Annotated in this window: 36 protein-coding genes, 2 tRNA genes and 1 pseudogene; 16 read left to right on the top strand and 23 right to left on the bottom strand. The window is 66.5% G+C overall.

Annotation, left to right across the window (positions count from 1 at the left end):
- Positions 1-152: 152 nt before the first annotated feature.
- Positions 153-443 (top strand): PilZ domain-containing protein, encoded by a 291-nt coding sequence (locus MMSR116_RS10760; RefSeq protein WP_158168814.1) that lies wholly within the window; start codon positions 153-155, stop codon positions 441-443.
- Between the two features lie 8 nt (positions 444-451).
- Here the strand turns inward: MMSR116_RS10760 and MMSR116_RS10765 are convergent, their stop codons facing one another.
- Positions 452-631: a hypothetical protein gene (locus tag MMSR116_RS10765; RefSeq protein WP_158168816.1), complete on the bottom strand. Its 180-nt coding sequence runs from the start codon at positions 629-631 to the stop codon at positions 452-454.
- Between the two features lie 356 nt (positions 632-987).
- On the opposite strand from MMSR116_RS10765, the gene MMSR116_RS10770 reads away from it, so the two are divergent.
- Complete coding sequence (locus MMSR116_RS10770) at positions 988-1,932, top strand: alginate O-acetyltransferase AlgX-related protein (RefSeq protein WP_158168818.1); 945 nt, start codon at positions 988-990, stop codon at positions 1,930-1,932.
- 75 nt (positions 1,933-2,007) lie between these two features.
- The gene (locus MMSR116_RS10775; RefSeq protein WP_158168820.1) at positions 2,008-2,259 is read left to right on the top strand and encodes a hypothetical protein; all 252 of its coding nucleotides are present in this window, start codon (positions 2,008-2,010) and stop codon (positions 2,257-2,259) included.
- 419 nt (positions 2,260-2,678) lie between these two features.
- Here the strand turns inward: MMSR116_RS10775 and MMSR116_RS10780 are convergent, their stop codons facing one another.
- Together MMSR116_RS10780 and MMSR116_RS10785 are read right to left on the bottom strand one after the other, a co-directional pair.
- Positions 2,679-3,380, bottom strand: a complete 702-nt coding sequence (locus MMSR116_RS10780; protein ID WP_244625637.1) for a peptidase inhibitor family I36 protein — start codon at positions 3,378-3,380, stop codon at positions 2,679-2,681.
- A 209-nt stretch (positions 3,381-3,589) separates the two neighbouring features.
- Positions 3,590-3,703, bottom strand: a pseudogene (locus MMSR116_RS10785) (IS5/IS1182 family transposase); the annotation flags it as partial.
- Between the two features lie 92 nt (positions 3,704-3,795).
- Here MMSR116_RS10785 and MMSR116_RS10790 point away from each other — a divergent pair.
- The 4 genes from MMSR116_RS10790 (at position 3,796) to MMSR116_RS10805 (ending at position 5,471) form a co-directional block, all read left to right on the top strand.
- Positions 3,796-3,987, top strand: coding sequence for a hypothetical protein (locus MMSR116_RS10790; protein ID WP_010683159.1), 192 nt, complete (start codon positions 3,796-3,798; stop codon positions 3,985-3,987).
- 260 nt (positions 3,988-4,247) lie between these two features.
- Positions 4,248-4,574 carry an Arm DNA-binding domain-containing protein gene (locus MMSR116_RS10795; RefSeq protein ID WP_010683158.1) on the top strand — a complete coding sequence of 109 codons (327 nt, stop codon included), beginning with the start codon at positions 4,248-4,250 and terminating at the stop codon, positions 4,572-4,574.
- Positions 4,575-4,665: 91 nt separating this feature from the next.
- On the top strand, positions 4,666-4,893 hold the full coding sequence (locus MMSR116_RS10800; RefSeq protein WP_244625638.1) for a hypothetical protein: 228 nt from the start codon (positions 4,666-4,668) through the stop codon (positions 4,891-4,893).
- 137 nt (positions 4,894-5,030) lie between these two features.
- The gene (locus tag MMSR116_RS10805; protein ID WP_158168822.1) at positions 5,031-5,471 is read left to right on the top strand and encodes a hypothetical protein; all 441 of its coding nucleotides are present in this window, start codon (positions 5,031-5,033) and stop codon (positions 5,469-5,471) included.
- 68 nt (positions 5,472-5,539) lie between these two features.
- Here the strand turns inward: MMSR116_RS10805 and MMSR116_RS10810 are convergent, their stop codons facing one another.
- The 3 genes from MMSR116_RS10810 to MMSR116_RS10820 all read right to left on the bottom strand — a co-directional run bounded on the left by MMSR116_RS10810 (position 5,540) and on the right by MMSR116_RS10820 (position 6,693).
- Positions 5,540-5,788 carry a hypothetical protein gene (locus MMSR116_RS10810; protein ID WP_158168824.1) on the bottom strand — a complete coding sequence of 83 codons (249 nt, stop codon included), beginning with the start codon at positions 5,786-5,788 and terminating at the stop codon, positions 5,540-5,542.
- 481 nt (positions 5,789-6,269) lie between these two features.
- Positions 6,270-6,527 carry a hypothetical protein gene (locus MMSR116_RS10815; RefSeq protein ID WP_010683154.1) on the bottom strand — a complete coding sequence of 86 codons (258 nt, stop codon included), beginning with the start codon at positions 6,525-6,527 and terminating at the stop codon, positions 6,270-6,272.
- 76 nt (positions 6,528-6,603) lie between these two features.
- Positions 6,604-6,693, bottom strand: a tRNA-Ser gene (locus MMSR116_RS10820).
- 177 nt (positions 6,694-6,870) lie between these two features.
- Between MMSR116_RS10820 and MMSR116_RS10825 the strand changes: the two genes are divergently transcribed.
- Positions 6,871-6,944 (top strand) — tRNA-Gln (locus MMSR116_RS10825).
- 36 nt (positions 6,945-6,980) lie between these two features.
- On the opposite strand, the gene MMSR116_RS10830 is transcribed toward MMSR116_RS10825, so the two are convergent.
- From MMSR116_RS10830 to MMSR116_RS10840, 3 genes are all read right to left on the bottom strand, one after another.
- Positions 6,981-8,051, bottom strand: a complete 1,071-nt coding sequence (locus MMSR116_RS10830) for a tyrosine-type recombinase/integrase (RefSeq protein ID WP_010683153.1) — start codon at positions 8,049-8,051, stop codon at positions 6,981-6,983.
- On the bottom strand, positions 8,048-8,200 hold the full coding sequence (locus tag MMSR116_RS10835) for a hypothetical protein (protein WP_158168826.1): 153 nt from the start codon (positions 8,198-8,200) through the stop codon (positions 8,048-8,050). The genes MMSR116_RS10830 and MMSR116_RS10835 overlap by 4 nt, the downstream gene beginning before the upstream one ends.
- 124 nt (positions 8,201-8,324) lie before the next feature.
- Positions 8,325-8,750, bottom strand: a complete 426-nt coding sequence (locus MMSR116_RS10840; RefSeq protein ID WP_039892464.1) for a hypothetical protein — start codon at positions 8,748-8,750, stop codon at positions 8,325-8,327.
- 111 nt (positions 8,751-8,861) lie between these two features.
- Here MMSR116_RS10840 and MMSR116_RS10845 point away from each other — a divergent pair, with 111 nt between their 5' ends.
- Entirely contained in the window at positions 8,862-9,113 is a 252-nt protein-coding gene (locus tag MMSR116_RS10845; protein ID WP_158168828.1) for a hypothetical protein, read from the top strand.
- Between the two features lie 9 nt (positions 9,114-9,122).
- Here MMSR116_RS10845 and MMSR116_RS10850 read toward each other — a convergent pair whose 3' ends face one another.
- The 14 genes from MMSR116_RS10850 to MMSR116_RS10915 all read right to left on the bottom strand — a co-directional run bounded on the left by MMSR116_RS10850 (position 9,123) and on the right by MMSR116_RS10915 (position 16,421).
- Complete coding sequence (locus MMSR116_RS10850; RefSeq protein ID WP_010683150.1) at positions 9,123-9,344, bottom strand: hypothetical protein; 222 nt, start codon at positions 9,342-9,344, stop codon at positions 9,123-9,125.
- A 571-nt stretch (positions 9,345-9,915) separates the two neighbouring features.
- Positions 9,916-10,326, bottom strand: a complete 411-nt coding sequence (locus MMSR116_RS10855) for a hypothetical protein (protein ID WP_010683149.1) — start codon at positions 10,324-10,326, stop codon at positions 9,916-9,918.
- Positions 10,319-10,519 (bottom strand): hypothetical protein, encoded by a 201-nt coding sequence (locus tag MMSR116_RS10860; protein ID WP_010683148.1) that lies wholly within the window; start codon positions 10,517-10,519, stop codon positions 10,319-10,321. Before MMSR116_RS10860 ends, MMSR116_RS10855 begins: the two co-directional genes overlap by 8 nt.
- Before the next feature lie 646 nt (positions 10,520-11,165).
- Complete coding sequence (locus MMSR116_RS10865; RefSeq protein WP_039892462.1) at positions 11,166-11,444, bottom strand: hypothetical protein; 279 nt, start codon at positions 11,442-11,444, stop codon at positions 11,166-11,168.
- Between the two features lie 280 nt (positions 11,445-11,724).
- Entirely contained in the window at positions 11,725-12,063 is a 339-nt protein-coding gene (locus tag MMSR116_RS10870) for a hypothetical protein (RefSeq protein WP_010683145.1), read from the bottom strand.
- The gene (locus MMSR116_RS10875; protein ID WP_010683144.1) at positions 12,063-12,716 is read right to left on the bottom strand and encodes a hypothetical protein; all 654 of its coding nucleotides are present in this window, start codon (positions 12,714-12,716) and stop codon (positions 12,063-12,065) included. The genes MMSR116_RS10870 and MMSR116_RS10875 overlap by 1 nt, the downstream gene beginning before the upstream one ends.
- Positions 12,713-13,435, bottom strand: coding sequence for a lambda exonuclease family protein (locus tag MMSR116_RS10880; RefSeq protein WP_010683143.1), 723 nt, complete (start codon positions 13,433-13,435; stop codon positions 12,713-12,715). The genes MMSR116_RS10875 and MMSR116_RS10880 overlap by 4 nt, the downstream gene beginning before the upstream one ends.
- A gap of 5 nt (positions 13,436-13,440) precedes the next feature.
- The gene (locus MMSR116_RS10885) at positions 13,441-13,875 is read right to left on the bottom strand and encodes a hypothetical protein (RefSeq protein ID WP_244625639.1); all 435 of its coding nucleotides are present in this window, start codon (positions 13,873-13,875) and stop codon (positions 13,441-13,443) included.
- Positions 13,872-14,291 (bottom strand): helix-turn-helix domain-containing protein, encoded by a 420-nt coding sequence (locus MMSR116_RS10890; RefSeq protein ID WP_010683141.1) that lies wholly within the window; start codon positions 14,289-14,291, stop codon positions 13,872-13,874. The genes MMSR116_RS10885 and MMSR116_RS10890 overlap by 4 nt, the downstream gene beginning before the upstream one ends.
- Positions 14,288-14,590 carry a hypothetical protein gene (locus tag MMSR116_RS10895; RefSeq protein WP_010683140.1) on the bottom strand — a complete coding sequence of 101 codons (303 nt, stop codon included), beginning with the start codon at positions 14,588-14,590 and terminating at the stop codon, positions 14,288-14,290. Before MMSR116_RS10895 ends, MMSR116_RS10890 begins: the two co-directional genes overlap by 4 nt.
- Positions 14,590-14,826, bottom strand: a complete 237-nt coding sequence (locus MMSR116_RS10900) for a hypothetical protein (protein WP_010683139.1) — start codon at positions 14,824-14,826, stop codon at positions 14,590-14,592. Before MMSR116_RS10900 ends, MMSR116_RS10895 begins: the two co-directional genes overlap by 1 nt.
- Positions 14,826-15,161, bottom strand: a complete 336-nt coding sequence (locus tag MMSR116_RS10905; protein WP_010683138.1) for a YdaS family helix-turn-helix protein — start codon at positions 15,159-15,161, stop codon at positions 14,826-14,828. Before MMSR116_RS10905 ends, MMSR116_RS10900 begins: the two co-directional genes overlap by 1 nt.
- Positions 15,161-15,310 carry a hypothetical protein gene (locus MMSR116_RS10910; RefSeq protein WP_010683137.1) on the bottom strand — a complete coding sequence of 50 codons (150 nt, stop codon included), beginning with the start codon at positions 15,308-15,310 and terminating at the stop codon, positions 15,161-15,163. The genes MMSR116_RS10905 and MMSR116_RS10910 overlap by 1 nt, the downstream gene beginning before the upstream one ends.
- A 502-nt stretch (positions 15,311-15,812) precedes the next feature.
- On the bottom strand, positions 15,813-16,421 hold the full coding sequence (locus MMSR116_RS10915) for a LexA family transcriptional regulator (RefSeq protein WP_010683136.1): 609 nt from the start codon (positions 16,419-16,421) through the stop codon (positions 15,813-15,815).
- Positions 16,422-16,485: 64 nt separating this feature from the next.
- Here MMSR116_RS10915 and MMSR116_RS10920 point away from each other — a divergent pair, with 64 nt between their 5' ends.
- The 7 genes from MMSR116_RS10920 (at position 16,486) to MMSR116_RS10950 (ending at position 20,116) form a co-directional block, all read left to right on the top strand.
- Positions 16,486-16,758: a hypothetical protein gene (locus MMSR116_RS10920; protein WP_244625640.1), complete on the top strand. Its 273-nt coding sequence runs from the start codon at positions 16,486-16,488 to the stop codon at positions 16,756-16,758.
- 120 nt (positions 16,759-16,878) lie between these two features.
- Entirely contained in the window at positions 16,879-17,058 is a 180-nt protein-coding gene (locus MMSR116_RS10925; RefSeq protein ID WP_158168830.1) for a hypothetical protein, read from the top strand.
- Between the two features lie 370 nt (positions 17,059-17,428).
- A complete protein-coding gene (locus MMSR116_RS10930) occupies positions 17,429-17,725 on the top strand; it encodes a hypothetical protein (protein WP_244625641.1) in 297 nt (98 codons plus the stop codon).
- Positions 17,722-17,955: a hypothetical protein gene (locus MMSR116_RS10935; protein WP_010683131.1), complete on the top strand. Its 234-nt coding sequence runs from the start codon at positions 17,722-17,724 to the stop codon at positions 17,953-17,955. Before MMSR116_RS10930 ends, MMSR116_RS10935 begins: the two co-directional genes overlap by 4 nt.
- A 47-nt stretch (positions 17,956-18,002) precedes the next feature.
- Complete coding sequence (locus tag MMSR116_RS10940; protein ID WP_010683130.1) at positions 18,003-18,467, top strand: MucR family transcriptional regulator; 465 nt, start codon at positions 18,003-18,005, stop codon at positions 18,465-18,467.
- 79 nt (positions 18,468-18,546) lie between these two features.
- Positions 18,547-19,017, top strand: coding sequence for a DUF2312 domain-containing protein (locus MMSR116_RS10945; protein WP_010683129.1), 471 nt, complete (start codon positions 18,547-18,549; stop codon positions 19,015-19,017).
- 10 nt (positions 19,018-19,027) lie between these two features.
- The gene (locus MMSR116_RS10950) at positions 19,028-20,116 is read left to right on the top strand and encodes a terminase TerL endonuclease subunit (protein ID WP_010683128.1); all 1,089 of its coding nucleotides are present in this window, start codon (positions 19,028-19,030) and stop codon (positions 20,114-20,116) included.
- Positions 20,117-20,120 lie beyond the last annotated feature (4 nt).

Genomic DNA, 20,120 nt, shown 5'->3' on the forward strand with positions numbered 1-20,120 from the left:
CCGCGTGTTCCAGTTCGACGCTTCGGCGCCCCTCGACGATGTCGCTAAAATAATAATTCGTCCCAACTACAGCATAAAATAAGTATTAGTAAATCCAGTAGAAATTGACTGGGATCCCGTCACGTTGGTCGGAAGGGGCAGGAACATCGGCCATGTCCCACAGCAGCAGGTCCATCGGCACCTTCGTCGAGCGACGCGCGTCCGAGCGGAAGCCGACCGCCCTGCTGGCTTTCGCGCAGCATGCGAACGGGTGGCGCTTTCCCTGCCAAGTGAAGAACATCTCCGATCGTGGCGCGATGCTGGAATTTCTCGGCACGCAGGCGGTGATGCTGGAGGACGCGTTCGACTTGGTCTTGGCCAACGCGGAGACGCGCTATTCGGTCAAGCTCATCTGGCGGAAGGAGCGAACGGCCGGTGTCGTGTTCTGTCCCGAGCCCGAGTGACGGACGGCTCAGACCGCGAGGGTCGCCATCAGCGTCAGTCCGACGGCAGGCAGTGCCAGAGCCAGGACGGCGAACGTGTCGAGGGGTGCGGGCCTGCCGGCGGCGAGCCATCGGTGCTCGGCAAATTTCTCCGCCGCGAAGCCGCCCAGCACGAGGATGCAGCCGATGAAGGTCGAAAGCGCGGACATGTGCCCTCTCCGGTTCGCGACGCAGAAGCCCGGCGCCTGATCTGAACTACCCGGCGGACCGCGATATGGTTTCCCGGGATTGCAAGGACGCGACCGGAAAACGCCCTACCAGCGCGATCGGCGGGCGGGCTGGCACTCCGCAGGGGCCGATTTTGATGGCGTCTCTTCCGGCGCGGCCCCGCGTCGCTCCACCGATGAGCGCCATCCGTTTCCGTGCTGCACGACGCCTTTCCACGCCGCCCGACGCACCCGCACATTGTCCGTCTAAGCTTGCAATCCCGTCGCGATCCGGTGAGGCCGTCGGCCGATCTCCGGCGCGCGACGCGTCGCCGAGTGGCGGGAGGCATGGACCCGGAATGACGAGCGGCAACGGCGTAGCGGTCGGGCAGGATGGCTGGCTTTACTGGGTCGGACGGGCCCGGGAGGTCGAAACCTTCTACGGCGACACCGTCACCTCCCGCCGGATCCTTCAGCGCTGGGCGCGCCTGATCGACGGGCGCGCGCGCCGGCTGGACCGGCTCGGGATCCGCCACGCGCACACCGTGGTTCCCGACAAGCTCGCGGTCTACCCGGACCTGCTCGGTCGTCCCTTCCCCGGTGTCGACGATCCGCCGGGGGTCCGGCTGGCGCGGCTGACGCAGACCCCGATGGTTGACCTGATGGCGCCGCTCCTGGCAGCCCGGGCGGAAGAGCCCGTCTACCTGCGCACCGATACCCATTGGTCCTATCGCGGGTATCTCGTCGCCTACCGGGCTCTCTGCGAGGCCCTGGATGCCCCGGTTGCCGAGCATGTGTTCGCGGGCACACATGCGCGGGAGCGCTTCACCTTCGACCTCGGCGAGAAGCTCAGCCCGGCGGTCGCGGAGGACTACGTCGCCTACGACTTCCCAAGGCGTGCCGGACGGATCGACGCGAACGCCCTGGTGCATGTCCGTGAGAGCGGTCGAACGGTCAGGCCCCGGGGGCTGTTCGTCGGCTCCCGGGTCGTGCTGCGCAACCCTCAGGCCGCCGATCCCCGCCGGTTGGTGCTGTTCGGCGACTCGTACATCTACAACCCGGGTGCGCGCCTCACCGCCATGCTGGCGGAGACGTTCGCCGAAGTGCACGCGATTTGGTCGGCGAATATCGATTGGGCCTATGTCGAGGCGGTGCACCCGGACGCGTTTCTCTTCGAGATCGCCGAGCGGTTCCTGCGCCAAGTCCCCACGGATCGGATCCGCATCGACGCTTTTGCGGCAGCGCGTGCGCGACGGGCCGTCACGCCGCCCCTGCGCGAGCGTCTCAAGCGCTGGCTTCGGTAGGCGGCGATCGCGCGCTTAAGACTTTGTTAACCACGGCGGCGTCCCCTGGTCTCGACAGCCTTTCAGGGTGAGCCCATGCCCGACCTCGATCTTCGCGCCGAATTCGCCAGGCTGTGCGCCGACGCGCCCGCGGGCGACGCGGGAGGGACGACCTACGAGGACACCCTCGGGCTCGCGGTTCAGCGCCTGGTCGGACGGACGCAGGATTCGCGAGCCGGAATCCCGACACGGCCGCTGCACCAGCTCGGGGCGTCGTTCGCAGACTGCCCCTTCATGGTCTCGGTCATGACGCTCCCTCTCGAGAGGATGGCGCAGGGCTTCCGCTGACAGGCAGCCCGTGGCCCGGCGTGACGACTGCAGCCGCCTATCATGCGGGACAATCTGCACGATCCGCCAGGGCCGCTTCCGGCGCCGCGTGAGCATCCGCGTCGATCAGCCGTCGAGGCTCCTCTCGCACCGCCGCACGCAGGGGACACCCGGACCCACCGCTCCCGGAAGGCGGCCGACCGTTTTCGTCAGGGCGCGGCGAGGCGGCACTGTGGATCGATGCTACGGCTCGCCCTTCCGATCGTGACGCCCGCAGTGTGGCCCTGACGGCGGCAGCGGAGGCATCGACCGGGAACGGTATCCTGCGGGGATCTTAGAAGAGCCGAGGTTACTGGTCCGTTTTCAGGAACGACCCAGCGGCGCGGACCGCTTGAGTGCCTCCGGCGTATCGCTTGTTCGCGCAGCCCCGCGCCCGTCGCTCAGCCGGAACGGCGGTTGCAGCGAACATAGGCCGAGGTCCCCCAGGCACTCGACCATGTCAGGCGGTCGCCATCCACCATCAGCCGAACCTGGGAGGACCAGCGCTTGTCGCGGTCACTGCAATCGGCCGCCATCGTCCATCCGCTGCCGGCGCGGTGGGTCTCGCGGAAGCTGCAGACGGTGTCGCCTGCTTTGGCGCGGTCGGGGGTGATCGTCGCCTGGATGTAACCATGACGCCGCGAGGGCAGGCCGCAGGCCTCCGCGGTCGGGCCCCAGGTTCCGACATAATCTGCCGCGAGGGCCGGCCGAATCGGAGCCGCCGGCACCGCGGCCTGCGCCATCACGGCCTGTGAGCTTGGTGGTGTCGCCGCGGCCGGGGTCGCAGGCACGGCCGGTTCGGGAGCCGCGACCGCGATCATGTGGCGCGGCAGATCCTCGGTCTGGTCGATCAGCGGTTCACCGACCATCGGGGTCGCCGTCTTCCGGAACGGCATATCCTCGGTCAGGTAAGCCGCACAATAGGCGAAGAGGCCGATCCACCCGACGGCAAGCAGAAGTGGCGGAGCGAGCGCGCGTCGGCTTTCGACCTGAGGATCGACGGCCGGATCGGCCAAGGCTCCCGCCGCCATCTCGTCCTCCCCGATCGTCCCGTCGCGCCCCTGCTGCTGGCAGCGCGGGCGCCACATCACGAATTGCTGCAATCCGCTACTCAACGTTGCTGTGTTGAGCCACCGATTACCGTCTCGCGAATGGTTAACACCGAGTTAACAGGCGGCGCTTCCGTCAATCGGCGGAGGCGAATGCCACGGCATCAGATCGGGAAGTGAGGAAAATCCAGTGTCAGGGAACGGGCAAGGCCCCGCCACGACGCGCGTGACGAGGCCTTACTGAAGCGGGTTTCTAAGAGCGCCTAACAGAACCGTTTGATCTGCTTGAGGGTGATGAGGCTCGCGGCCAGGGTTGTGAAGGCCTCGTAGATGTCGCCGCGCCGCTCGTAGCGGATGGGCAGGCGGCGGAAGCGGTTGACACGAGGATCGCCGCCAGACGCCTACTCATCGGTGTGTGGCCTCACGCGCATGCAACTCGGACGCGGCCGTGTATCGGGACGGTCATAGCATGACGGAGGGCGCGGCAGGCAAGTCCATCGCGACGATGATCTCTATTGGCTGCGCGCGTGCGGATCATCACCGCCGCCGAGACTGCATCGGCGCATCGTTCCATCTCGATCCTGCCGAGGGAGTAAAATATGTGGACCCAAAGCCTGTTCGCGAGCATGTGCCGGCGAAAAAGAGGCTGTTGAAACACTAGAATACGCCAAATAACGGAGCCAGAATTCAGACCGTTTCGATAGGGTCGATTCTGACAGGTAGTGAGCCTTTAGATATTCGGATTGATTGACTGAACACCTCCAGCTCGCGGAAGGGGTGTCTGCCGAAGTCCGATCCATCAACGTCCGCCACTGTCGATTTTCCCTTGCGATAGCAAGCCGCTCACGGGAAAAAATTCCACGGGTGTCCGCTACGATCCGAGCCAATCGGCGTCGAATGGTGGGGTAGCTGGTCGGGTACATGGCGCGCGAGCTCAACCGCCTTTCGGCTCGCAGGGTCCAGACGCTGAACGAGCCCGGCCGGCACGCCGACGGCGGCGGCCTCGACCTCGTAATCGAGCCTAGCGGATCGAGGCGTTGGGCGATGCTCTACCAAGTGCGAGGCAACCGTCGCGAGAGGGGCTTCGGCTCCGGAAATGCGGTGTCCCTGGCCCGGGCACCCGAGATGGCCGCGGACGCCCGTGCGCAGATCGCCGAGGGCATCGACCCGATCGACGCGAAGGCTGCGGCGGTCGCGCCCCCGCCCCTGCCGGCACCGGTCACGTTCGCCGACGTGGCCGTGACCTAGATGGCCGACCGGGAAAGGGCTTGGCGGAACGCTGCGCACCGCGCGCAAATACGAGCACCTGTGCCTCGCCGCGATCACGCTGCCGCCGCCGGTGAAGCAGATCCCGCCAGTGCCGCCGGGCGTGCCCTACACGATCGAAGTCTGGAAGGAGGTCGGCGGCAACATCGAGCTGCACCTCGCCACGATCTACCCGCTGGCCCTCGCGCTCGCGGCGTTTGAGGCCGCGTGCCAGGAATGGCCGACGCACATGGTCACACCGCGCGACCGGGCTCGGATCGTGCGGAAGCGGGAGCGGCCGTCGCAGACCGCCAGCACGTAGCCGGACACCCGCTGCTCAGTCGGCCCGCACCTCGGTGCCGCCCGAGTTGGGACAGCAGCTGGCGACCGGCGTGCATCAAGTACCACGCCGACCGCGCGCGCCCTGGGCCGCGGGTAACGCGCGACTCGTCCAGCCCCATGTCGACCAGAATCGGCATGATGGACGGGCGAGCCTGCGTCCGGAGGCCGCCGGGGTTCGCCGCGACTGCGCGTAGAGCCTTCAGCGCCAGCCCCCGGACTGGAGCGTGCATTTCGGCAGGCATCACGGCGGGCTCCTGGGCGAAGGCCGTCAACGTGCCGGTGGGCGGCGTGGTCTCAGCGACCATCCCTGCCGGGTACTTCGCGGTGCTGCCGGTAATCCGGCACGCGATCCAAGCCGCCGGGACGAGGGACTACGTCTTCCGCCTTTCCGGCCTCACGCTGAACGCCGACAAGACGATCACCGTCACGGGTTTGGTCCGCGAGAGCCGCACGAACCCGGCGGTCATCTCGCTGCTGAGCACGCTGGCTAACTACGACCCATTCCAGGCGACTTCCTCGGCAGTGACCCTGCACCTCTCCGCCGAGGAGAGCGACTGATGCGCGCCGCCAGCATAGGGCTGCGGAACATCAGCAAGGATAATGACCCGCACCCCTCTTGCGCCGCTTCACTCAGCCTTGGCTTTGCTCTTCCGGCGCTTGAGGAAGGCGACCGTACCACCAGCCAGCACTAACCCGAGCATAGCATTCACTTCTGGAGACGGGGCTCCGCCCGTATTGCCGCCTCCTTGCTGACCACCGCCACCCCCACTACCGAAAAGTACATCCAATAAGGAGGCGTGAGCGCTGGAGGGCATCGAGAAGAGGGCCAAACCCAAGAACGACATGGCGCTCAAAGATTTTTTTGCCGAATTCATTTCACGACTCCCAAACGAATCTGCGATCGATAAATCGAGACAACATACACGGTACCTAATGTTTAGATCCGATCAATATATTATGCGCGCTAGCGTATCCGCATCGTTTACGTAGATAAAACCCCGCGTGCGATCGCTGCCGGCCTTAACTACCAACATCTCCATTGCGCAAGTGGCTCTCGTCTGATGGCGAATATGTATCGCCCCAACAAAATCAATAATCCCGCCTTATTTAGCACTTCGCGCGTGGAATTGCTGGTAAAATCGCCTTCGTGTAGCCAAGAGATCTATGATGACCCGCTGTTTCGCGGCGCTGGCGCTCGCCTGTGCGCTCCTGTGGTCGAGCGTGGCTGAGGCCCGACACCGCCGCCGCATCGCGTGCGTGACGGTTTACCTCGAACGCATGGGCACGGTTTGGGTCTGCGCCCGGCGGCTCGCGATGTTTCGACAGCCTCAAGGATCGAGTCGGGCTCGTCCGCGCTCACCCCTTCACGGGATGCGCCAGCAGGATCGCGGTCCGGCCCATGTCGCGCTTCCAGGCCGCCTTGTCGGTCTTCGGTGCATCGGCCGCGCGCTCGTCTGTTTGCAGCATCTCGACTAGGTCGAGCGTCCAGCCCTTCGCGAGCGGATAGGCATTGGCGGCGAGGTCGGCCAGCACCGCGTCGATAGCAGCATCGATCTCTTGGTCGGAGATCTCGGCGGCCTTGCGCAGTTCGGAGACGGAGGGGTTGGTGGCCATCGAATCCACGCTGGTGGGGTAGATGGTGGGTTACAGGCGCCAGGTCCGGGAATTATGCAGTCGAAACAACGAAATTTGGCGGAAGGGGTGGGATTCGAACCCACGGTGGAGTTGCCCCCACGGCGGTTTTCAAGACCGCTGCCTTAAACCACTCGGCCACCCTTCCTTCGCGGGATCCACAAGGCGATGGTTAGGGCCGTGTTCGTTCCCGCGTCAACCACTGAACGACCGGTTGACCTGCCGGAACATTCCGCTTATCCCACCGCCCACGCCGCGGGCTGCTCATGCAACGCGGGTCGTGCCTGGCGATCAGCTTGTCAGAAGGCTCAGCCAGAACATAGCTTGGGGGATAGTTTAACGGTAGAACGGTGGACTCTGACTCCTCTAGTCCTGGTTCGAATCCAGGTCCCCCAGCCACCGATAAATCAATAACTTAGCTAGATCGACCGCTGCTCAACTCGGCAAGTTTGCCACCGAGTTTGACTTTTCGTCGGAACGGTCATCCCCGTGCAACTCGCCCATCACGCGCGCATTTGAGCGCTTCATGTCGGCGGTCCGGTGGTAGACCGGCGTGGCGTAGGTTGTGCGCTGGCCGAGGATGTCGGCGATCTCCCGATCCGTTTTTCCCAGCTCGCGCAGATCAGTCGCGACGCTGTGTCGTAGCCCGTGCGCCGTGAGGCCGGGACGCACCTTGCCCGCATCTTCCAGTCGCGTGCGCAGCTTGCGCCACGAGGCGTTCCAACCGCCATCGGTCCAGGGCGTGCCCTCAGACGTCACGAACAGGTGCGTCCGGCTCGGGAGGCGCTGGTCGAGGATCGCAGCGAGCGGCGCCGGACACGGCACGCACACCTCGACGTCGCCCTTCCCCGTCCGGAAGGTGATCATCCCGTCCTGATACGCGGCCGCCGGCATCGTGCGCACATCGCCCAATCGCGCGCCGAGATAGCGCATGAAGGCGAGCGGTGCCTTCAACTGGATCGGCGCGGCCGAGAGCACGGCTTCACGCTCGTCGCTCGTCCAGGGCCTGTTCCGATGCTTCTCGCCGGTCGCCTTGCGGATCTTCTCCACGCGCAGCGCCGGGTTCGTCTCCAACAGGCCGAGGTTCACGCCGACGCCGAGCATGCGGGAGAGAACCTGCACCACGTAGTTCGCGAACCGACGCTTGTGCTTGGCGAACGCCTGATTCCGCCATGTGAATACCTGCGCCCGCGTGATCGCCGAGAGCGGCATGCCGCCGGCCTTCTCGAACATAATCAGGACGCGCTCGTAGTCGGCCTTCGTGATGGGCTTCAGCCGCAGGTACTCCGGCGTCTTCCGGTATTCCGCGATAAGGTGGCCCAGCGTGTTCTTGGCGACGGCCTTCGCCTTCCAGGCCTGGTTGAGCCGGTCAACCTCACTAACGAAGGCCGCCGTGCCCGGCTCGGAATGGATGCGGGCACCGCTCGCTCGGTGGTAGTAATAGGTCTTCCCGGCCTTCGCGGACCAGAACCGCTTCACGCCCGCGATCTTGTGTCGTGTCGTCACCCGAATACCTTCGCGCCCCAGTCGGTTGGATCTGCAGCATCGTCCGTGAGTCCGGACAGCCCGTCGAGCCACCGGTCGAGCGCCTTGCGGTCGTAGCGCAGGAGCCGCTTGTCGAGACGCGCGTCGGGCGACAGCGACAGAGGGGTCACCGGGCAGGCTCGCTCGAAGGCGGGCGCCGAAAGCCGGCAGTAGGCCGCCGCCTCAGGCAGCGTGAGCAATCGGCTCGCAGGCAAAGGCACGGCTCTCCCCTTCCCTTCCTCCGAGGCACGGACGCTACGCGGCACTGCCCCCTCCCCGCTCGTTCAGCCCGGCGTCGTCAGCCGGCAGATGCATCAGCGCCTCGCGCTGCGCGTAGCCGCATTGCGCGCAGAAATGCGGGTAGAGCTTGTGCGGCCGGTACGCATGGCGGCCGCCGGCCTGTTTGAGCCGCCGGCGTCCCTCCGCCTCATCCGCCATCCGCGGATCGTAGAACTCGGCGCCGCTGTCCGGCGTGACGCCGAGCGGTCGGCGGATCGCGTCGTGGAAGGCGATGAGGAGGCGGGCGCGATCGGCCCGCATGTCGGCGATCACTCCCTCGATGATGGCCACGGCCTGGCGATCGCCCTGCACCGGCACGACGGCATACTTGGCCTTGGTCACCTCGGGCATGCGCAGGTAGTCCAGCGCCTCGGCGAGCTTCTCATCGCGTTCTGCGCTCATGCCGCCCCCGCGATGTCGAGCGCGTCGGCCGTAGAGAGTAATGTATTCAAAGCCAACACAGATTTATTCCCCGCGCCGATGATGCTAGATCCGACGCCAGGGAGGAGCGTCATGGCCGAACATCGAAGATTCGAGCGGCACGGATCCGCATTGGAGACCGGCAGAATACTCTTCGGTGAGCCGCAGGATTTCTGCGATTGCCTCGTTTCGGATCTGGGTAGATCCATAGCAACGATCGAGATTGGCCCAGATACGGCACTTCCAGGTACATTTAGGTTGATCTCAGAGGGGCTACGCCTCGACGAGCGTTGCCTGGTGCTTTGGCGCGAAGATCGCAAGCTCGGCCTGAAATTCGCCACCTGAATGTCGGGCTCAGCCAAGGCGAACCTCCGGCAGCTTGCGCAGGCCACGGAACGGTCGGACCACCCGGCTGCCATCCTGGCGCTCGATCAGGACGTTGTGCGGGGCGCGTCGGCGGCCCCAGCTGGAGCCGTCCAACTTGCCGATCGGCGCGGACGGACCGGCGCCGGTCTTGCCCCAGCGGATCAGCACGCGGACGAGCGAGCCCGCTTCGAGGTATGCGCGGCCGATCATCGACGCACCTGCGCCGTTATGCCTCTACATACATTATTACAGTCAAAATTTGGCTTTAAGCTCCTTTTAATCCTCGAAAGTAATAATGCCTTTGAGTGGAGGCGCAATTCATGATCAGCGTTTCGACTGACAACTATTTTACGATGCTTCGCGCGGCACAGCTGCAGGCGGCGCGGGAAGGGCTGCCCAGCAATAGCCGGCGATTCGTCCCCGTCGCCATTGAGGAGCACGCGCCCCCACCCGCGACGCAGAATGTCAGCGCTCGGGCCGCTCGAGTCGTCGATGTATTGATTTAATATAACCATGTCTTCATAGGATCGAATTGTGACGCAGGATTTCACAGACAGCCGACGTGAAGCAACGATCTTGCTGGTGTATGTTCTCACGACTAGGGGACGGATGCCGTGCACGATGGTCGGTCGCTCTGAAGGAGGCGCGGAGCTCAAGGTCTTAAACCCACACGATATTCCCGAGACTTTCACTCTTGTTGTGAAACACAGCGGCGAGATCCGGGATGTCCAAGTGACATGGCGACAGCGTGATTCAATCGGGGTGATGTTCGCATAGCGCTTCACGACCGCCCGTCCCCGAAGCCCGGCTCGCGCAGCACGGCGGCGAGGCGGCGGTATGTAGCCGCGCGCTGAGCCTGTGCGATCGCGCGCTCGTCGGATGAGCACCAGACGGCGTCCTTCCCGGCTGCGTCGGCTGCCGCGTCGAGGGCGGCGGCGATCGAAGCTGGGTCGAGCCGCGGCGCCGCGGCGAGCATGGCGCGGTAGGCCGCCACGTCGCTGCTGTCCTGGTGCTCGCCGCCGATCTCTGTCGTACCGGTGTTCTTCGTGCGCCAGAAGGCGCCGAGCATCTCCGGCAGCGGGTGGCACGGCACCAGCACGTAGCCGCGCGGCCCTGCTGGAACCTGCGCAACCTGGGTTAAGCCGGTTTCACCGTCTGTGCGCTCGGTGTTCTGGTTGACAGGCTCAGCCATGACGGGCGCCTCCCGTCGCGAGGGCGGCCTTCAGAGCGGCTTCGGCATCCTCCAGGACCTCCGCCAGGAGCTTCTCCGGCAGGATGTCGAGGACGTTGACGATCTCGGGAGCGCCGAGTCGGCCGCCCCGGGCATTGGCGATCGCTGCAGCAGCCGCCTCGATCATCTCGCGCGTGATTGTGGTTTCGGCCATGGGGCTACTCCGCGGTTCGAGAGGCGATGCGCCCAGCCCGGTGCGCTGCTAGGCACTCGGCTTGCGAGAGACAGGGCCGGGCGAGATCGAGGGCTTTATGCGCGAGGATAAGCTTCGGCGCTGGGCGCCCTGGATTGGTGCAGCGCTGCTGATCCTGGTGGCGGTGGTGCTCGCGATGATCGTGTGAGCGTCTGAGCGTGCTGCGGAGGCTTCGGTAGATCTCGGCCTCGGAGCGGGGGACCGGGGCCAGCATGTGGCAAGCGTTAGGCTTCATCCCCGCTCCCCCGCGCTCACCCGCTCCCCGAACGCGGCGGCGGGTGTGGTGCGAGGCGCCACGGCCGATGCAACAATCCACGAAATCTTAGCGATACTGAGCTTAGCCATAAGGCTGTCCCAACGGAGCTGATCACCGGCGGCCGCAACGAGGGAGCTTCCGATGACCAAGCCAGCCACCGTGCGTAGCCGCCTCGTCGACGCGGTCGTGACGGCCGCCATGGCGTTCAGCTTGGTCGTGCAAGCGCAGGCCATGATCCTGCCGCCGCACTTCGTGTGAGACCACGCAGCGGCCATCTCGACGCGCCGGTCGTCGTGGCTGTCCCAGCCAGTGCCGGCGCAGCGGGGGCATGGGAGGTGCGAGGTCGGGCCCTCAGACATCGAACATCTCCGCGATGTCGCGATCGACGGGCAGGCCCATCGCCCGGTCGAGGTGCGCCTCGATCACAAGGTCGGCCATGCTGGGCTCAGCCTTGCGGTTGGCCGCCCGATGCGCCGCGTTGCGGGTGCGGACGTTCTCGGCGATCACAGAGGGGTGCTTGGGGACGGCAGCTCGGGCCGCCCTTCGGCCGTGGCGAGCATTCACGTGGCAGAACAGGCCGTTGGTGTCGGCGAACGTGCGGGTGCAGTGGGGGCATCCGAAAGCGCTCATGCTGGTCTCCTGCGCAGCACCGGCCGCACTCGCTCAAGGCGCCGCGCAGGTCCGGACTTGCGGGCGATGATCGGCGGATAGGGCTGGACGCCACCGGAGCGCGTCATCCGGACGATGATCTCGGCGGAGAAAGCGACGCGGCCGTTTCCGCCGCACTTGTTGCAGCCGCGGCGGAATCGGGTCCGGTCCAAGCCAGCTGGCGCCCCATCCGGGCAGCACGACGAGCACCATGCGCCGTTGCCGACGAGGTAGGGGTCGTGGAGTGTGGCCGAGCGGAGACTCATCGTGCCACCAGCGCGAGCGCGGGCCGCTCGTCCCTTCCAGCGCGCACCGGCGCGGCTTCCTCGATGGCGACGATGTCGCCCCGCAGGCAGGCCTCCAGCACCGGCTCGATCACCTCCCAGTTTTGTCCCAGCACGGCCATGAGCCGCGCGAGGGTTGCCATGGCCTGGCCGTGCTCGATCATGCGGACGGTCGGTCGGGCGGTGGGCCGCTCGCTGCACGCGCCGAAGATGCCAGCGGCGTCGAGGCTGGCTCGCGCCGCCGTCTCGGCCGCCAGAGCGAGATGCAGCGGGTCGATGGTGGAGAGGTCGAGGGTCGCCCTCGTGTCCGCGCCCATCACGCGGCTCTCTCGGTGGCCGGCGTATCGCCTGGGAAGCCGTCGGCTCCGACTTCCTCGCGTCGGCGTTCATCCGCTTCGTCGAGAAGCCGGTTGATGTCGTCCTGGATGTCGACGAGCCGTTCGGCCTGCTCCGGCTTCAGGCGGGCGGTCCACTCATCGTAGACCTCCTGGCCGCTCCGAGCCTTCTCGCGCGCCACGTCCTCCAGCGTCCGCTTCGAGCCTTGCTGGCGATCGTCCTCGCGCTTCGAGGCCTGCTCCTCCGGCAGCGGCTTGACCGTGAAAGGCCGGCGGCTTGCGCGCTTCTCGGTGAGCGGCATCGTCACCGCCGATGAAAGCCCGGACATGTGGCTGATCCGGATCCCGCCGACCGCCACGCCGCCGAACTGCACCGCGTCGTCCCGGTAGAGCGTCATGCGCCTGCCAGCGTAGGCGCTGCCATCGACGCCCCAGATCCGCACCAGCACACGGCGCATGGACTTGCCCGGCTTGTACGGCTTGCCGTTGTCGCCCTCGAAGTAGATCGCGATCGGCTGATCCGGCTCCTTCATCGCGGAGACGCGCGTCACTTTGATGGTGCGCGGGCCGCCGATCAGGTCGTCGGCGTTCAGCTGGTCGCTTTTCGGCGCGATGGTTTGCGACAGGTCCGTCATGCCTGGATCTCCCGGAATATGCGCATCGTCGGGATGGCGCCGGAGGTCGCGACGGAGGCCCGGTAGCGGTCCATCGCCTCCCGGATGCGGCGCTCGAAGTCGCCGGCCGCCTCGACGATCGCTTGCTGGACCTTCTCGTCCGGGTAGGTCCGGATCACCGCCATGGGCAGGCCGCCGGAATACGAGACGAGGTCGCACCAGGACCGCTCGGACACGAGGAGCCCGGTCTGGATCTGAAGCAGGTAATCGGACGGGATTGTGCCCTCGACGACGTGCACCAGGAACGTCTCGACCTGGTACTTCTGCCGGCGAGACTTGCACTCCACGAGGCCGTCGCGGCCGACCAGCGCGTCCGGCGAGTAGCCGAGCGTGAAGCCCCACCGGTCATTGGTGATGAAGCCGACGTGCTCGGTCTCGGCGTAGTGCCGCGCGTAGAGGGTGAGCGCCTCGACCTCGTCATCCCGACCGCGCAGCATGTCGTCGCTGACGAAGCGCGGCTCGACGAAGCCGGTGATCCGCTGGGCGAGCAGCTCGTATAGGTGCGAGCGCTCCTTCTCGTTCTTCGCCGCCTTCAAGGTCGGGGTCAGGATCAGCGACATCTCGCTGGCGGTGAGCATCCCGCAGCGGGCCGCGATCCACTCGTCCGTGCCTTGGTAGAGGTCGGCGTGAACGCGCACGGTGGACGAGCGCTCGATGGTGTCGGGGGCGAGCAGGGTCATGTCGCTTACTCAGCTGCCTCGGCCGCGGGCTTGTCGCCCATCTGACGGGCGCAGCGCGCCGTCTCCCGCTTCACCGCATCGAGGTGCTCCGGATCCAGCTTGTCGGCCTGGGCCGCCGCGCAGATCTGCTGTAGGTGGTAGCGGACAGCCTGCATGGCCGACCGCGTGTTCAGCGCGTCGCCGAAGCGCTCGGTCGGCGGGAAGGCTCGCACGATGGCGATGCTCAGATCCCTGTCGGAGGCGCTCGCCATGATGGCGCGGTGGCCCGCGTCGTAGAGGGCCCGGGCTGCGCGCTCGGCCGACATCGGCTCGGGACGCACGTGGTGATCAGCGGGCATGACGGCGCGAGCCATGACGACCTCGGCGGGGATGAAGGGCGGGAAGTGCACGGGCGTCGCTCCGAAGGACGCGTTGCGGGACGGTGAGACGGCGTTGCTCATGGCCGCAGCAGCTCCAGGAGGGCGCGGCGGTCGGCATCAGCGAGGTGGCGGAACGCGAGGACGATCTGCGCTTCGTCCGTGTCGCGCGTGACGACCGGCGGCTGCTCGAGCTGCTCTGGCGTCAGACCGTAGATGCTGGCCACTTCACCGAGCCGCTCAAGCGGCACGCGCCGCTGCCCGGTCTCGAAGAAACAGACCATCGCCGCCGAGATGCCGAGGTGACGGGCCACGAAGGTCTGCGACAGGCCGGCTGCGTCCCGGGCGGCCTTCAGCACGGCGCCGATCTCCCGGCGCAACGCTGGCGACTGCTGCCGGCCAATAAGGCGCGCTGCCTCGCGAGCATCCCGCAGTCGGATGCCGAGCTGCTGCCGGGCCGCGACGTCCAGCGTCTGCGCGTAGCGAGAGGCGGCGCTCATGGCACGCCCATCAGCTTTCCGGAGACCCGCGCCCGCGCGGCCTCGGTACGCCGCGCAACGTCCGCCAGCTTTGCAGCGACGTCCTCCAGGCGCGCGCAGTCAGAGCGCAGGCCGGCGCCGGCCATCGTGGCGCGACCTAGGTGGTGAACCGCGGAGAGCGCGGATTCGGCGATCTGGTCGAGGATCGCCAGCGAGGTCTCCAAGCGCCCGATCGCCTCGGACATGCTCGGCAGCGGCTCGGGATCGGGTGCGAGAGCGAGCGCGCCGTACTGGACGCGGATCGGGTGCGGCGCGTTCATCAGGCGGCTCCTCGACGTTGCCGCTGCACCTCGCGGTGCGCGGACAGGATGCGATCGACGGCGGCTTCGGTGATCGTGTCGTCGGCCAGGGCGCGACGGACCTGATCGCGGATCGTCAGCGTGTCTGCGGTCCCGGCCCGCTTGATCACGGACTGCTGCACCCGCACCGACTCGCGAGCCGCGCGGAGGATGAGGTCGTGGGCAGCTTGGTTCGGCCCCTGCGGCGCGTCCGACATCACGCCACCTCCGCCGAGAGGCAGCGGCCGGTCCGGGCGAAGTGCGCGCCGGCGGCAAGATGCGCGGCGATCGCCTGATCAGGCGTCAGCGGCCGGGCAGTGTCAGCACGCGGAAAGAGGTCTGGCCGCAGGTCGCTGCGCGCCACGCCGGTTGCGACGGCCACCGCGTTGATGTGCTGTGCCGGGCAGAACGTCCAGGCATTCACCGAAACGGCGTGCAGGCCGAGCTGATGACCGAGCCGGGCGGCGCCACCGGCGACGGCGATGGCGCGGCGCATGGCGGCCGAGGCACGCACCGCCTGGGCGGTCGAGGAGAAGCGGGGGCGAGCGGCCATCAGCGGGCGGCCCGGTAGGCGGCGACGTGATCGACCAGGCTACCGGCGCTGAAGAGCGCGCCGAACAGCCCGAGGACGCCGAGCGATCCGTAGACGACCAGCGAGGTCGTCGATGCGTGCGAGAGGTAGATGTCGAGGGCGGTGAGCATCTGCGGCTCCATCGGCTCGTTGAGCGACGATGGCTAATACTACGCATCGTGCGTAACGATTGTCAACGCATATTGCGTAGCGACCTGATAAGGGTTTCCGCCGGTCGCGCAAAAGGCGTTGTCCACAGACACGCACAGCCCAACCCACGGTGGAGTCACGCAGATTCCGATTGCATCAGATCGGCGTAGATTTGTTCTGGTTGTGTTCTAATTTCGAGATCAGGTTCTGATCGTCAGGACTGGAACAAGGTATAGTGATGGCGCACATGCAGTATCATGCTGTACAACCGTTCGTCCGCGGAAACCGAGGCGCACTTACCGCATCGCCCATCCGGCAATGCCCAAGCGCTGATGCCGCGAAGCGCCTAGCAGAACGCCTCGTTACAGAACATAAGGCCGATGGCGCTCTAGCATATTCTTGCCCAGGCCCGAGCAGCGCTGATGAATTTTCAGCACCGACGTTTTTAGCGCGGATCGGCGATGTGCCGGAGACTGACGATTATTAGCGCGGCTTGATCCAGGCCACCTTTGCGGACCATTCGATGGCGTCGATTTCGATCGGCGGTAATCCGCCGGTCGAGACGAGGAGGTATGGCCCTCCATCGCGGCCGCGAAACACCTTTTTCACGTAGACCTCGTCTTCGGAGATCCACACGACGCAGAGCTGACCGATCCACTCGTCGGGAAGGCCACGCACGCGATCGTCGTAGTAGATGAGCCAATCGTCCTCGGCGAGGCCGGGCATGGAATCGCCCCGCACTCGAGCGGCAACCGTATCGGGGGATGAACCAGGCGGGCGCGGGGCCCGATCATAGCCGCCTTGCGGTTCTCCGTTGAATACGATGCGAGCGCCGGCCCCGACATCGCCGACGATCGGCACGGTGTCATCCTTCGGTGCGTCCAGCCGAGGGCCGCCCTCCAAGATCCATTCCCACCTGGTCTTGTAGGCCGCGGCATAGCGCTTTGCCGTCTCCCGGCTCGGATTCCGGTCTCCGTTTTCGTGGCCGAGGTAGGTAGATGCCGCCCATCCGAACGCGCGCGCTGCATCGGTGGCTGTGTCGAACCCAGCCTTCTTTCGGAGGTACTGCAGGCGCTCAGCGATCGAATCCATGATCGGCGCTTCGCACAAGGGGTTACGCATTGTGCGTTGACAGGCGCTACGCATCAGGCGTAGCTTGCTCGTCGCCATGGAATCCGTCGCCGAAATCATCGCTGCACTCGGGGGCCCCACGGCCTTCGGTGTGATCTGCGGGTTCACCAAGAACCCTGCTGCGCGCGGCAGTGACATGCGCCAGCGCGAGTCCATTCCGGTCATCTATTGGCCGAGGATCGTCGAGGCCGCGCAGGCTAGAGGCCTGGCGATCGACAACGACGTGCTGGTGCAGGCTCACTTGATGCGCGAGCGGCCTGACCGCTCAGTCGCCTCGATCGAAGAAGCGGCCGCCTGACATGTTCACGCGCGGCCTCCTCGTTGGCTTGACCCTCTCGGTGCCCCTCTGGGCCGCGATCATCCTCGGCCTTGGCCTCCTGCGTGGCGCCGCCCATCGCGGCGAGCTGCCCGCTATGCCTTGGTCCTCGCGATGAGTGCCGGGCCGCAAGCCGCGGTCGTCTGCGGTCTGTGTGACTGGCGCCTGTCGCTCGCACTGCTCGGCTGTATCCTGGCGCTGTCCGTATTCGGCGCCGGCGTTGTTGTCGGTCAGATGATCGAGCGCGACGTGCCGCCATGCGTCGTCGCGGTGTGGCCGTGAGCGTCGCCGCTTTCCATTCAGCTCGCCCTGGCACCGGCAGACCCGCCGGGGCTCGAGCGCCCCGCGGTGTCATCGCAATGACCCACCGCGGGGTCGCCTTTCGCACGCACACGTCGCTCTTCCGCCAAGTCGAAGACGTGCGCGCGCCTGTAAATGCGGATGATTGTTCTGCGTACCGCATCCCCCTGCATCTGCTGATCCTCTCGGTTGGATGCTGCTCGCCTCGTTGTGAGGCCTGCTGATGTCGGTTGCTACCTCCATGTCCACAGGTCTCTCCGTCGGACCCCCGATGCACACAGCATCGGGGAACGACATGCGGAAGTCTGGGTCCGACGATACCCAAGGATGGGTGATTAAGCCCCAAAGGTGGGTGGCGCAGTGGCGGCAGATTCACCCGGTTAAAACTGCGCAATGCGTCGCTGAATCGATCAACGCCCCTGCGCGCACGGTCGAGAAGTGGTTCAGCGGCGAGGCCAAGCCCTCGGTCGACTACGTCGGCCCGATCCTGAACCGCTACGGGCTCGGCTTCATCGTCGGCGCGATGGCGGCGCCGCTGCCCTGGCTCGACAACCTCGCGCGGGAAGAGCGGAAGCTGAAGCTGCTGGCCGAGCGGCAGGCGATCGACGCCATGCTGGCTGAGGACTGGCAGCGGAGGACCGGCGCATGAGGCCGCTCCGTTTCCATTGCCTGCGCATGCTGGAATGGCTCGCTCAGCTCGACGAGGCGATGGCCAACGCACGGATCCGGTCGCTGATCGCCTACCGGGATCGCCGCGCGGCCGCCGCCCAGCGTTATGGCGCCGCCGCTGATGAGATCTGCCCGCCGGCCGAGTGGGACCCGCGCCGCTGGGATCGCGGCCAGGATCCGCGCAGCGACACGCTGGAGCGCCGGCCGTGACGCGCCCCACCACCCCTTCCCCACCGCTCTGTTCCCAGGAGAGCACCATGTCCGAAGAGATCTACGACCTCACGCCCGGCATCGACACGGCGGTCGACTACACCGTCAACATCGTCGCGAACTACCTGCGGGTGAATCATGTGCCGGCGGCCGACGTGCCGGGCCTGATCCGCGCGGTGCACGCCGCGATTTCCGGCCTCACCCGGGCCGCGGAGCCGCGCGCGGCCGGTGCTGATGCGCTCGACAAGCCGACCACGGCGCAGATCCGCAAGTCCGTGAGCCCGGACGCGATCGTCAGTTTCATCGACGGCCGACCCTACAAGTCGATGAAGCGACACCTCACGGCGAATGGCCTCGACCCGAAGGCCTACCGCGAGCGCTACGGCCTGCCCTCCGACTATCCGATGGTGGCCGCGAGCTACGCCGAGAAGCGCTCTGCCCTCGCCAAGGCCATCGGCCTCGGACAGCACGGCGGTCAGGCGCAGCGCAAGCCGCTTCACGCCGTCGCCTGATCCCACCCCGACCTGATCCCACCCCGCACCTGCGGGTTGGGCGCCGGCCCGGGGCGCGTCCGGGCGAGTGGAGTGCGTAATGGCTGCAGCTCAGCACGGAAACGGGTTCGATCCGAAACGGACCAAGGAATGCGTCGACCGCATCGAGGCGCTCGCTGCGAAGAAGACCGCCCTGCACATGACGTACATGGCCGAATGCGCGGTCATCAACGAGGACATCGGTGACGTCTACGAGGAGGCCAAGACCGCTTGGCACATCCCGAAGAAGGCGCTGAGGACGGTCATCAAGGCGCGCGCCACCGAGCGGAAGCTCGAAGACATGCGCAACGATCTGGACCTTGTCGATCGCGAGAGCTTCGACCAGATCCGGCATGCGCTGGGTGGTCTGGCCGACACACCGCTCGGCGATGCCGCCCTGTCCGGCTCGGATGAATCGAAGGACGGCAAGGCCGGCCGGCAATCGCGCAAGGACCGCAACGCCGCCCTGGATGCGGTCTCAACCGGGAACGGGGCTGAGAAGCTCGCGACCGGCATCAGCAAGCTGAACTGAGCCGGCGGCCGTGACCTACTCCGGCATCATCATGTCGCTCGACCTCGCTGGCAACGCCGGAGTGGGCGAGGGCCGCCCAGGTGGTGTCCCCCGGCTCTACGACGCCGAGCTGCGTCGCGAAGGTGACGACTGGGAGGACACCTGGGGCCGCGCGGTCAGCTGGATCGCGGATCGGCTCGCCATGTACGCGGGCGACAGCGACGACGAGGAGAATCGCTTCGATCCGGGCGTGGTCGAGAAGCTGAACCCGCTCTTCGGGGTGTCGCTCAACCCGACCTCGCTGGAGACGGAGGCGCGGGAGGCGCGCCGGTCCGAGGCGAAGCTGCAGGAGTACAAGCGCACCCGGCTCAACATCTGGAGCAGGGCCGCCGGCAACCTGTTCTCGACCGAACGCTGGGACGCCTGCGGGGACCCGAAGCTGACGCTCGACGCGCTGAAGGGCTACCCGATGTTCGTGGGGGTCGACCTCGCGAGCGCCTCGGATCTGAACGCAGCCGCCTTCATCATCGTGGTGGGCGACGTGATGTACGCGGTGTTCCGCTACTGGCTGCCGGAACGCTCGCCGCGGTTCCAAGACGACCGGTACGCGGACCAGTTCATCGCCTGGGAGCGGGCGAAGCACCTGACGACGACGCGCGGCAGCCACGTCCACCACCCGACGATCCTCGCCGACATCCTCGGTATGGTCGAGGGGCACAACGTGGCCGCCTTCGCCTGCGACCGGTTCCAGGCCGACTACATCATGGGTGCGGTCGAGGAGCGCGGGCACACGGCCTATTCGGTGGCCAAGACCGCGGCGCACGTGACGCGGGCGACGGATGACCTCGTTGCCCGCCATCAGGATCCGGCACGGCTGCAGCACGACGCCAACCCGATCACCTCGTGGATGGCTGGCAACGTGGTCGGCCGATACGACGAGAACGACAACGTCCTGCCGAAGAAGGCCCAGAAGGGCTCGAAGGCCTCCATCGACGGCATGGACGCGCTGATCAATGCCAACGCCGCGCAGCTCGCGCACGAGTCGGGCGTGATCGGCGGCGGCATCAAGGTCGAGAAGCCGAATCCCTACCTCGCGCGCGGCCTCGCCGGCGCGAACTGACCGT

This window comes from Methylobacterium mesophilicum SR1.6/6, from assembly GCF_000364445.2.
In the GTDB taxonomy this organism is placed as follows: domain Bacteria; phylum Pseudomonadota; class Alphaproteobacteria; order Rhizobiales; family Beijerinckiaceae; genus Methylobacterium; species Methylobacterium mesophilicum_A.

Coding starts and splice junctions, on each gene's coding strand:
- MMSR116_RS10760 (WP_158168814.1), top strand. CDS start 153: ATGTCCCACAGCAGCAGGTCCATCGGCACCTTCGTCGAGCGACGCGCG.
- MMSR116_RS10765 (WP_158168816.1), bottom strand. CDS start 631: ATGTCCGCGCTTTCGACCTTCATCGGCTGCATCCTCGTGCTGGGCGGC.
- MMSR116_RS10770 (WP_158168818.1), top strand. CDS start 988: ATGACGAGCGGCAACGGCGTAGCGGTCGGGCAGGATGGCTGGCTTTAC.
- MMSR116_RS10775 (WP_158168820.1), top strand. CDS start 2,008: ATGCCCGACCTCGATCTTCGCGCCGAATTCGCCAGGCTGTGCGCCGAC.
- MMSR116_RS10790 (WP_010683159.1), top strand. CDS start 3,796: ATGACGGAGGGCGCGGCAGGCAAGTCCATCGCGACGATGATCTCTATT.
- MMSR116_RS10795 (WP_010683158.1), top strand. CDS start 4,248: ATGGCGCGCGAGCTCAACCGCCTTTCGGCTCGCAGGGTCCAGACGCTG.
- MMSR116_RS10805 (WP_158168822.1), top strand. CDS start 5,031: ATGTCGACCAGAATCGGCATGATGGACGGGCGAGCCTGCGTCCGGAGG.
- MMSR116_RS10810 (WP_158168824.1), bottom strand. CDS start 5,788: ATGAATTCGGCAAAAAAATCTTTGAGCGCCATGTCGTTCTTGGGTTTG.
- MMSR116_RS10815 (WP_010683154.1), bottom strand. CDS start 6,527: ATGGCCACCAACCCCTCCGTCTCCGAACTGCGCAAGGCCGCCGAGATC.
- MMSR116_RS10840 (WP_039892464.1), bottom strand. CDS start 8,750: ATGAGCGCAGAACGCGATGAGAAGCTCGCCGAGGCGCTGGACTACCTG.
- MMSR116_RS10845 (WP_158168828.1), top strand. CDS start 8,862: ATGGCCGAACATCGAAGATTCGAGCGGCACGGATCCGCATTGGAGACC.
- MMSR116_RS10850 (WP_010683150.1), bottom strand. CDS start 9,344: ATGATCGGCCGCGCATACCTCGAAGCGGGCTCGCTCGTCCGCGTGCTG.
- MMSR116_RS10855 (WP_010683149.1), bottom strand. CDS start 10,326: ATGGCTGAGCCTGTCAACCAGAACACCGAGCGCACAGACGGTGAAACC.
- MMSR116_RS10860 (WP_010683148.1), bottom strand. CDS start 10,519: ATGGCCGAAACCACAATCACGCGCGAGATGATCGAGGCGGCTGCTGCA.
- MMSR116_RS10865 (WP_039892462.1), bottom strand. CDS start 11,444: ATGAGCGCTTTCGGATGCCCCCACTGCACCCGCACGTTCGCCGACACC.
- MMSR116_RS10870 (WP_010683145.1), bottom strand. CDS start 12,063: ATGGGCGCGGACACGAGGGCGACCCTCGACCTCTCCACCATCGACCCG.
- MMSR116_RS10875 (WP_010683144.1), bottom strand. CDS start 12,716: ATGACGGACCTGTCGCAAACCATCGCGCCGAAAAGCGACCAGCTGAAC.
- MMSR116_RS10880 (WP_010683143.1), bottom strand. CDS start 13,435: ATGACCCTGCTCGCCCCCGACACCATCGAGCGCTCGTCCACCGTGCGC.
- MMSR116_RS10885 (WP_244625639.1), bottom strand. CDS start 13,875: ATGAGCAACGCCGTCTCACCGTCCCGCAACGCGTCCTTCGGAGCGACG.
- MMSR116_RS10890 (WP_010683141.1), bottom strand. CDS start 14,291: ATGAGCGCCGCCTCTCGCTACGCGCAGACGCTGGACGTCGCGGCCCGG.
- MMSR116_RS10895 (WP_010683140.1), bottom strand. CDS start 14,590: ATGAACGCGCCGCACCCGATCCGCGTCCAGTACGGCGCGCTCGCTCTC.
- MMSR116_RS10900 (WP_010683139.1), bottom strand. CDS start 14,826: ATGTCGGACGCGCCGCAGGGGCCGAACCAAGCTGCCCACGACCTCATC.
- MMSR116_RS10905 (WP_010683138.1), bottom strand. CDS start 15,161: ATGGCCGCTCGCCCCCGCTTCTCCTCGACCGCCCAGGCGGTGCGTGCC.
- MMSR116_RS10910 (WP_010683137.1), bottom strand. CDS start 15,310: ATGCTCACCGCCCTCGACATCTACCTCTCGCACGCATCGACGACCTCG.
- MMSR116_RS10915 (WP_010683136.1), bottom strand. CDS start 16,421: ATGGATTCGATCGCTGAGCGCCTGCAGTACCTCCGAAAGAAGGCTGGG.
- MMSR116_RS10935 (WP_010683131.1), top strand. CDS start 17,722: ATGAGGCCGCTCCGTTTCCATTGCCTGCGCATGCTGGAATGGCTCGCT.
- MMSR116_RS10940 (WP_010683130.1), top strand. CDS start 18,003: ATGTCCGAAGAGATCTACGACCTCACGCCCGGCATCGACACGGCGGTC.
- MMSR116_RS10945 (WP_010683129.1), top strand. CDS start 18,547: ATGGCTGCAGCTCAGCACGGAAACGGGTTCGATCCGAAACGGACCAAG.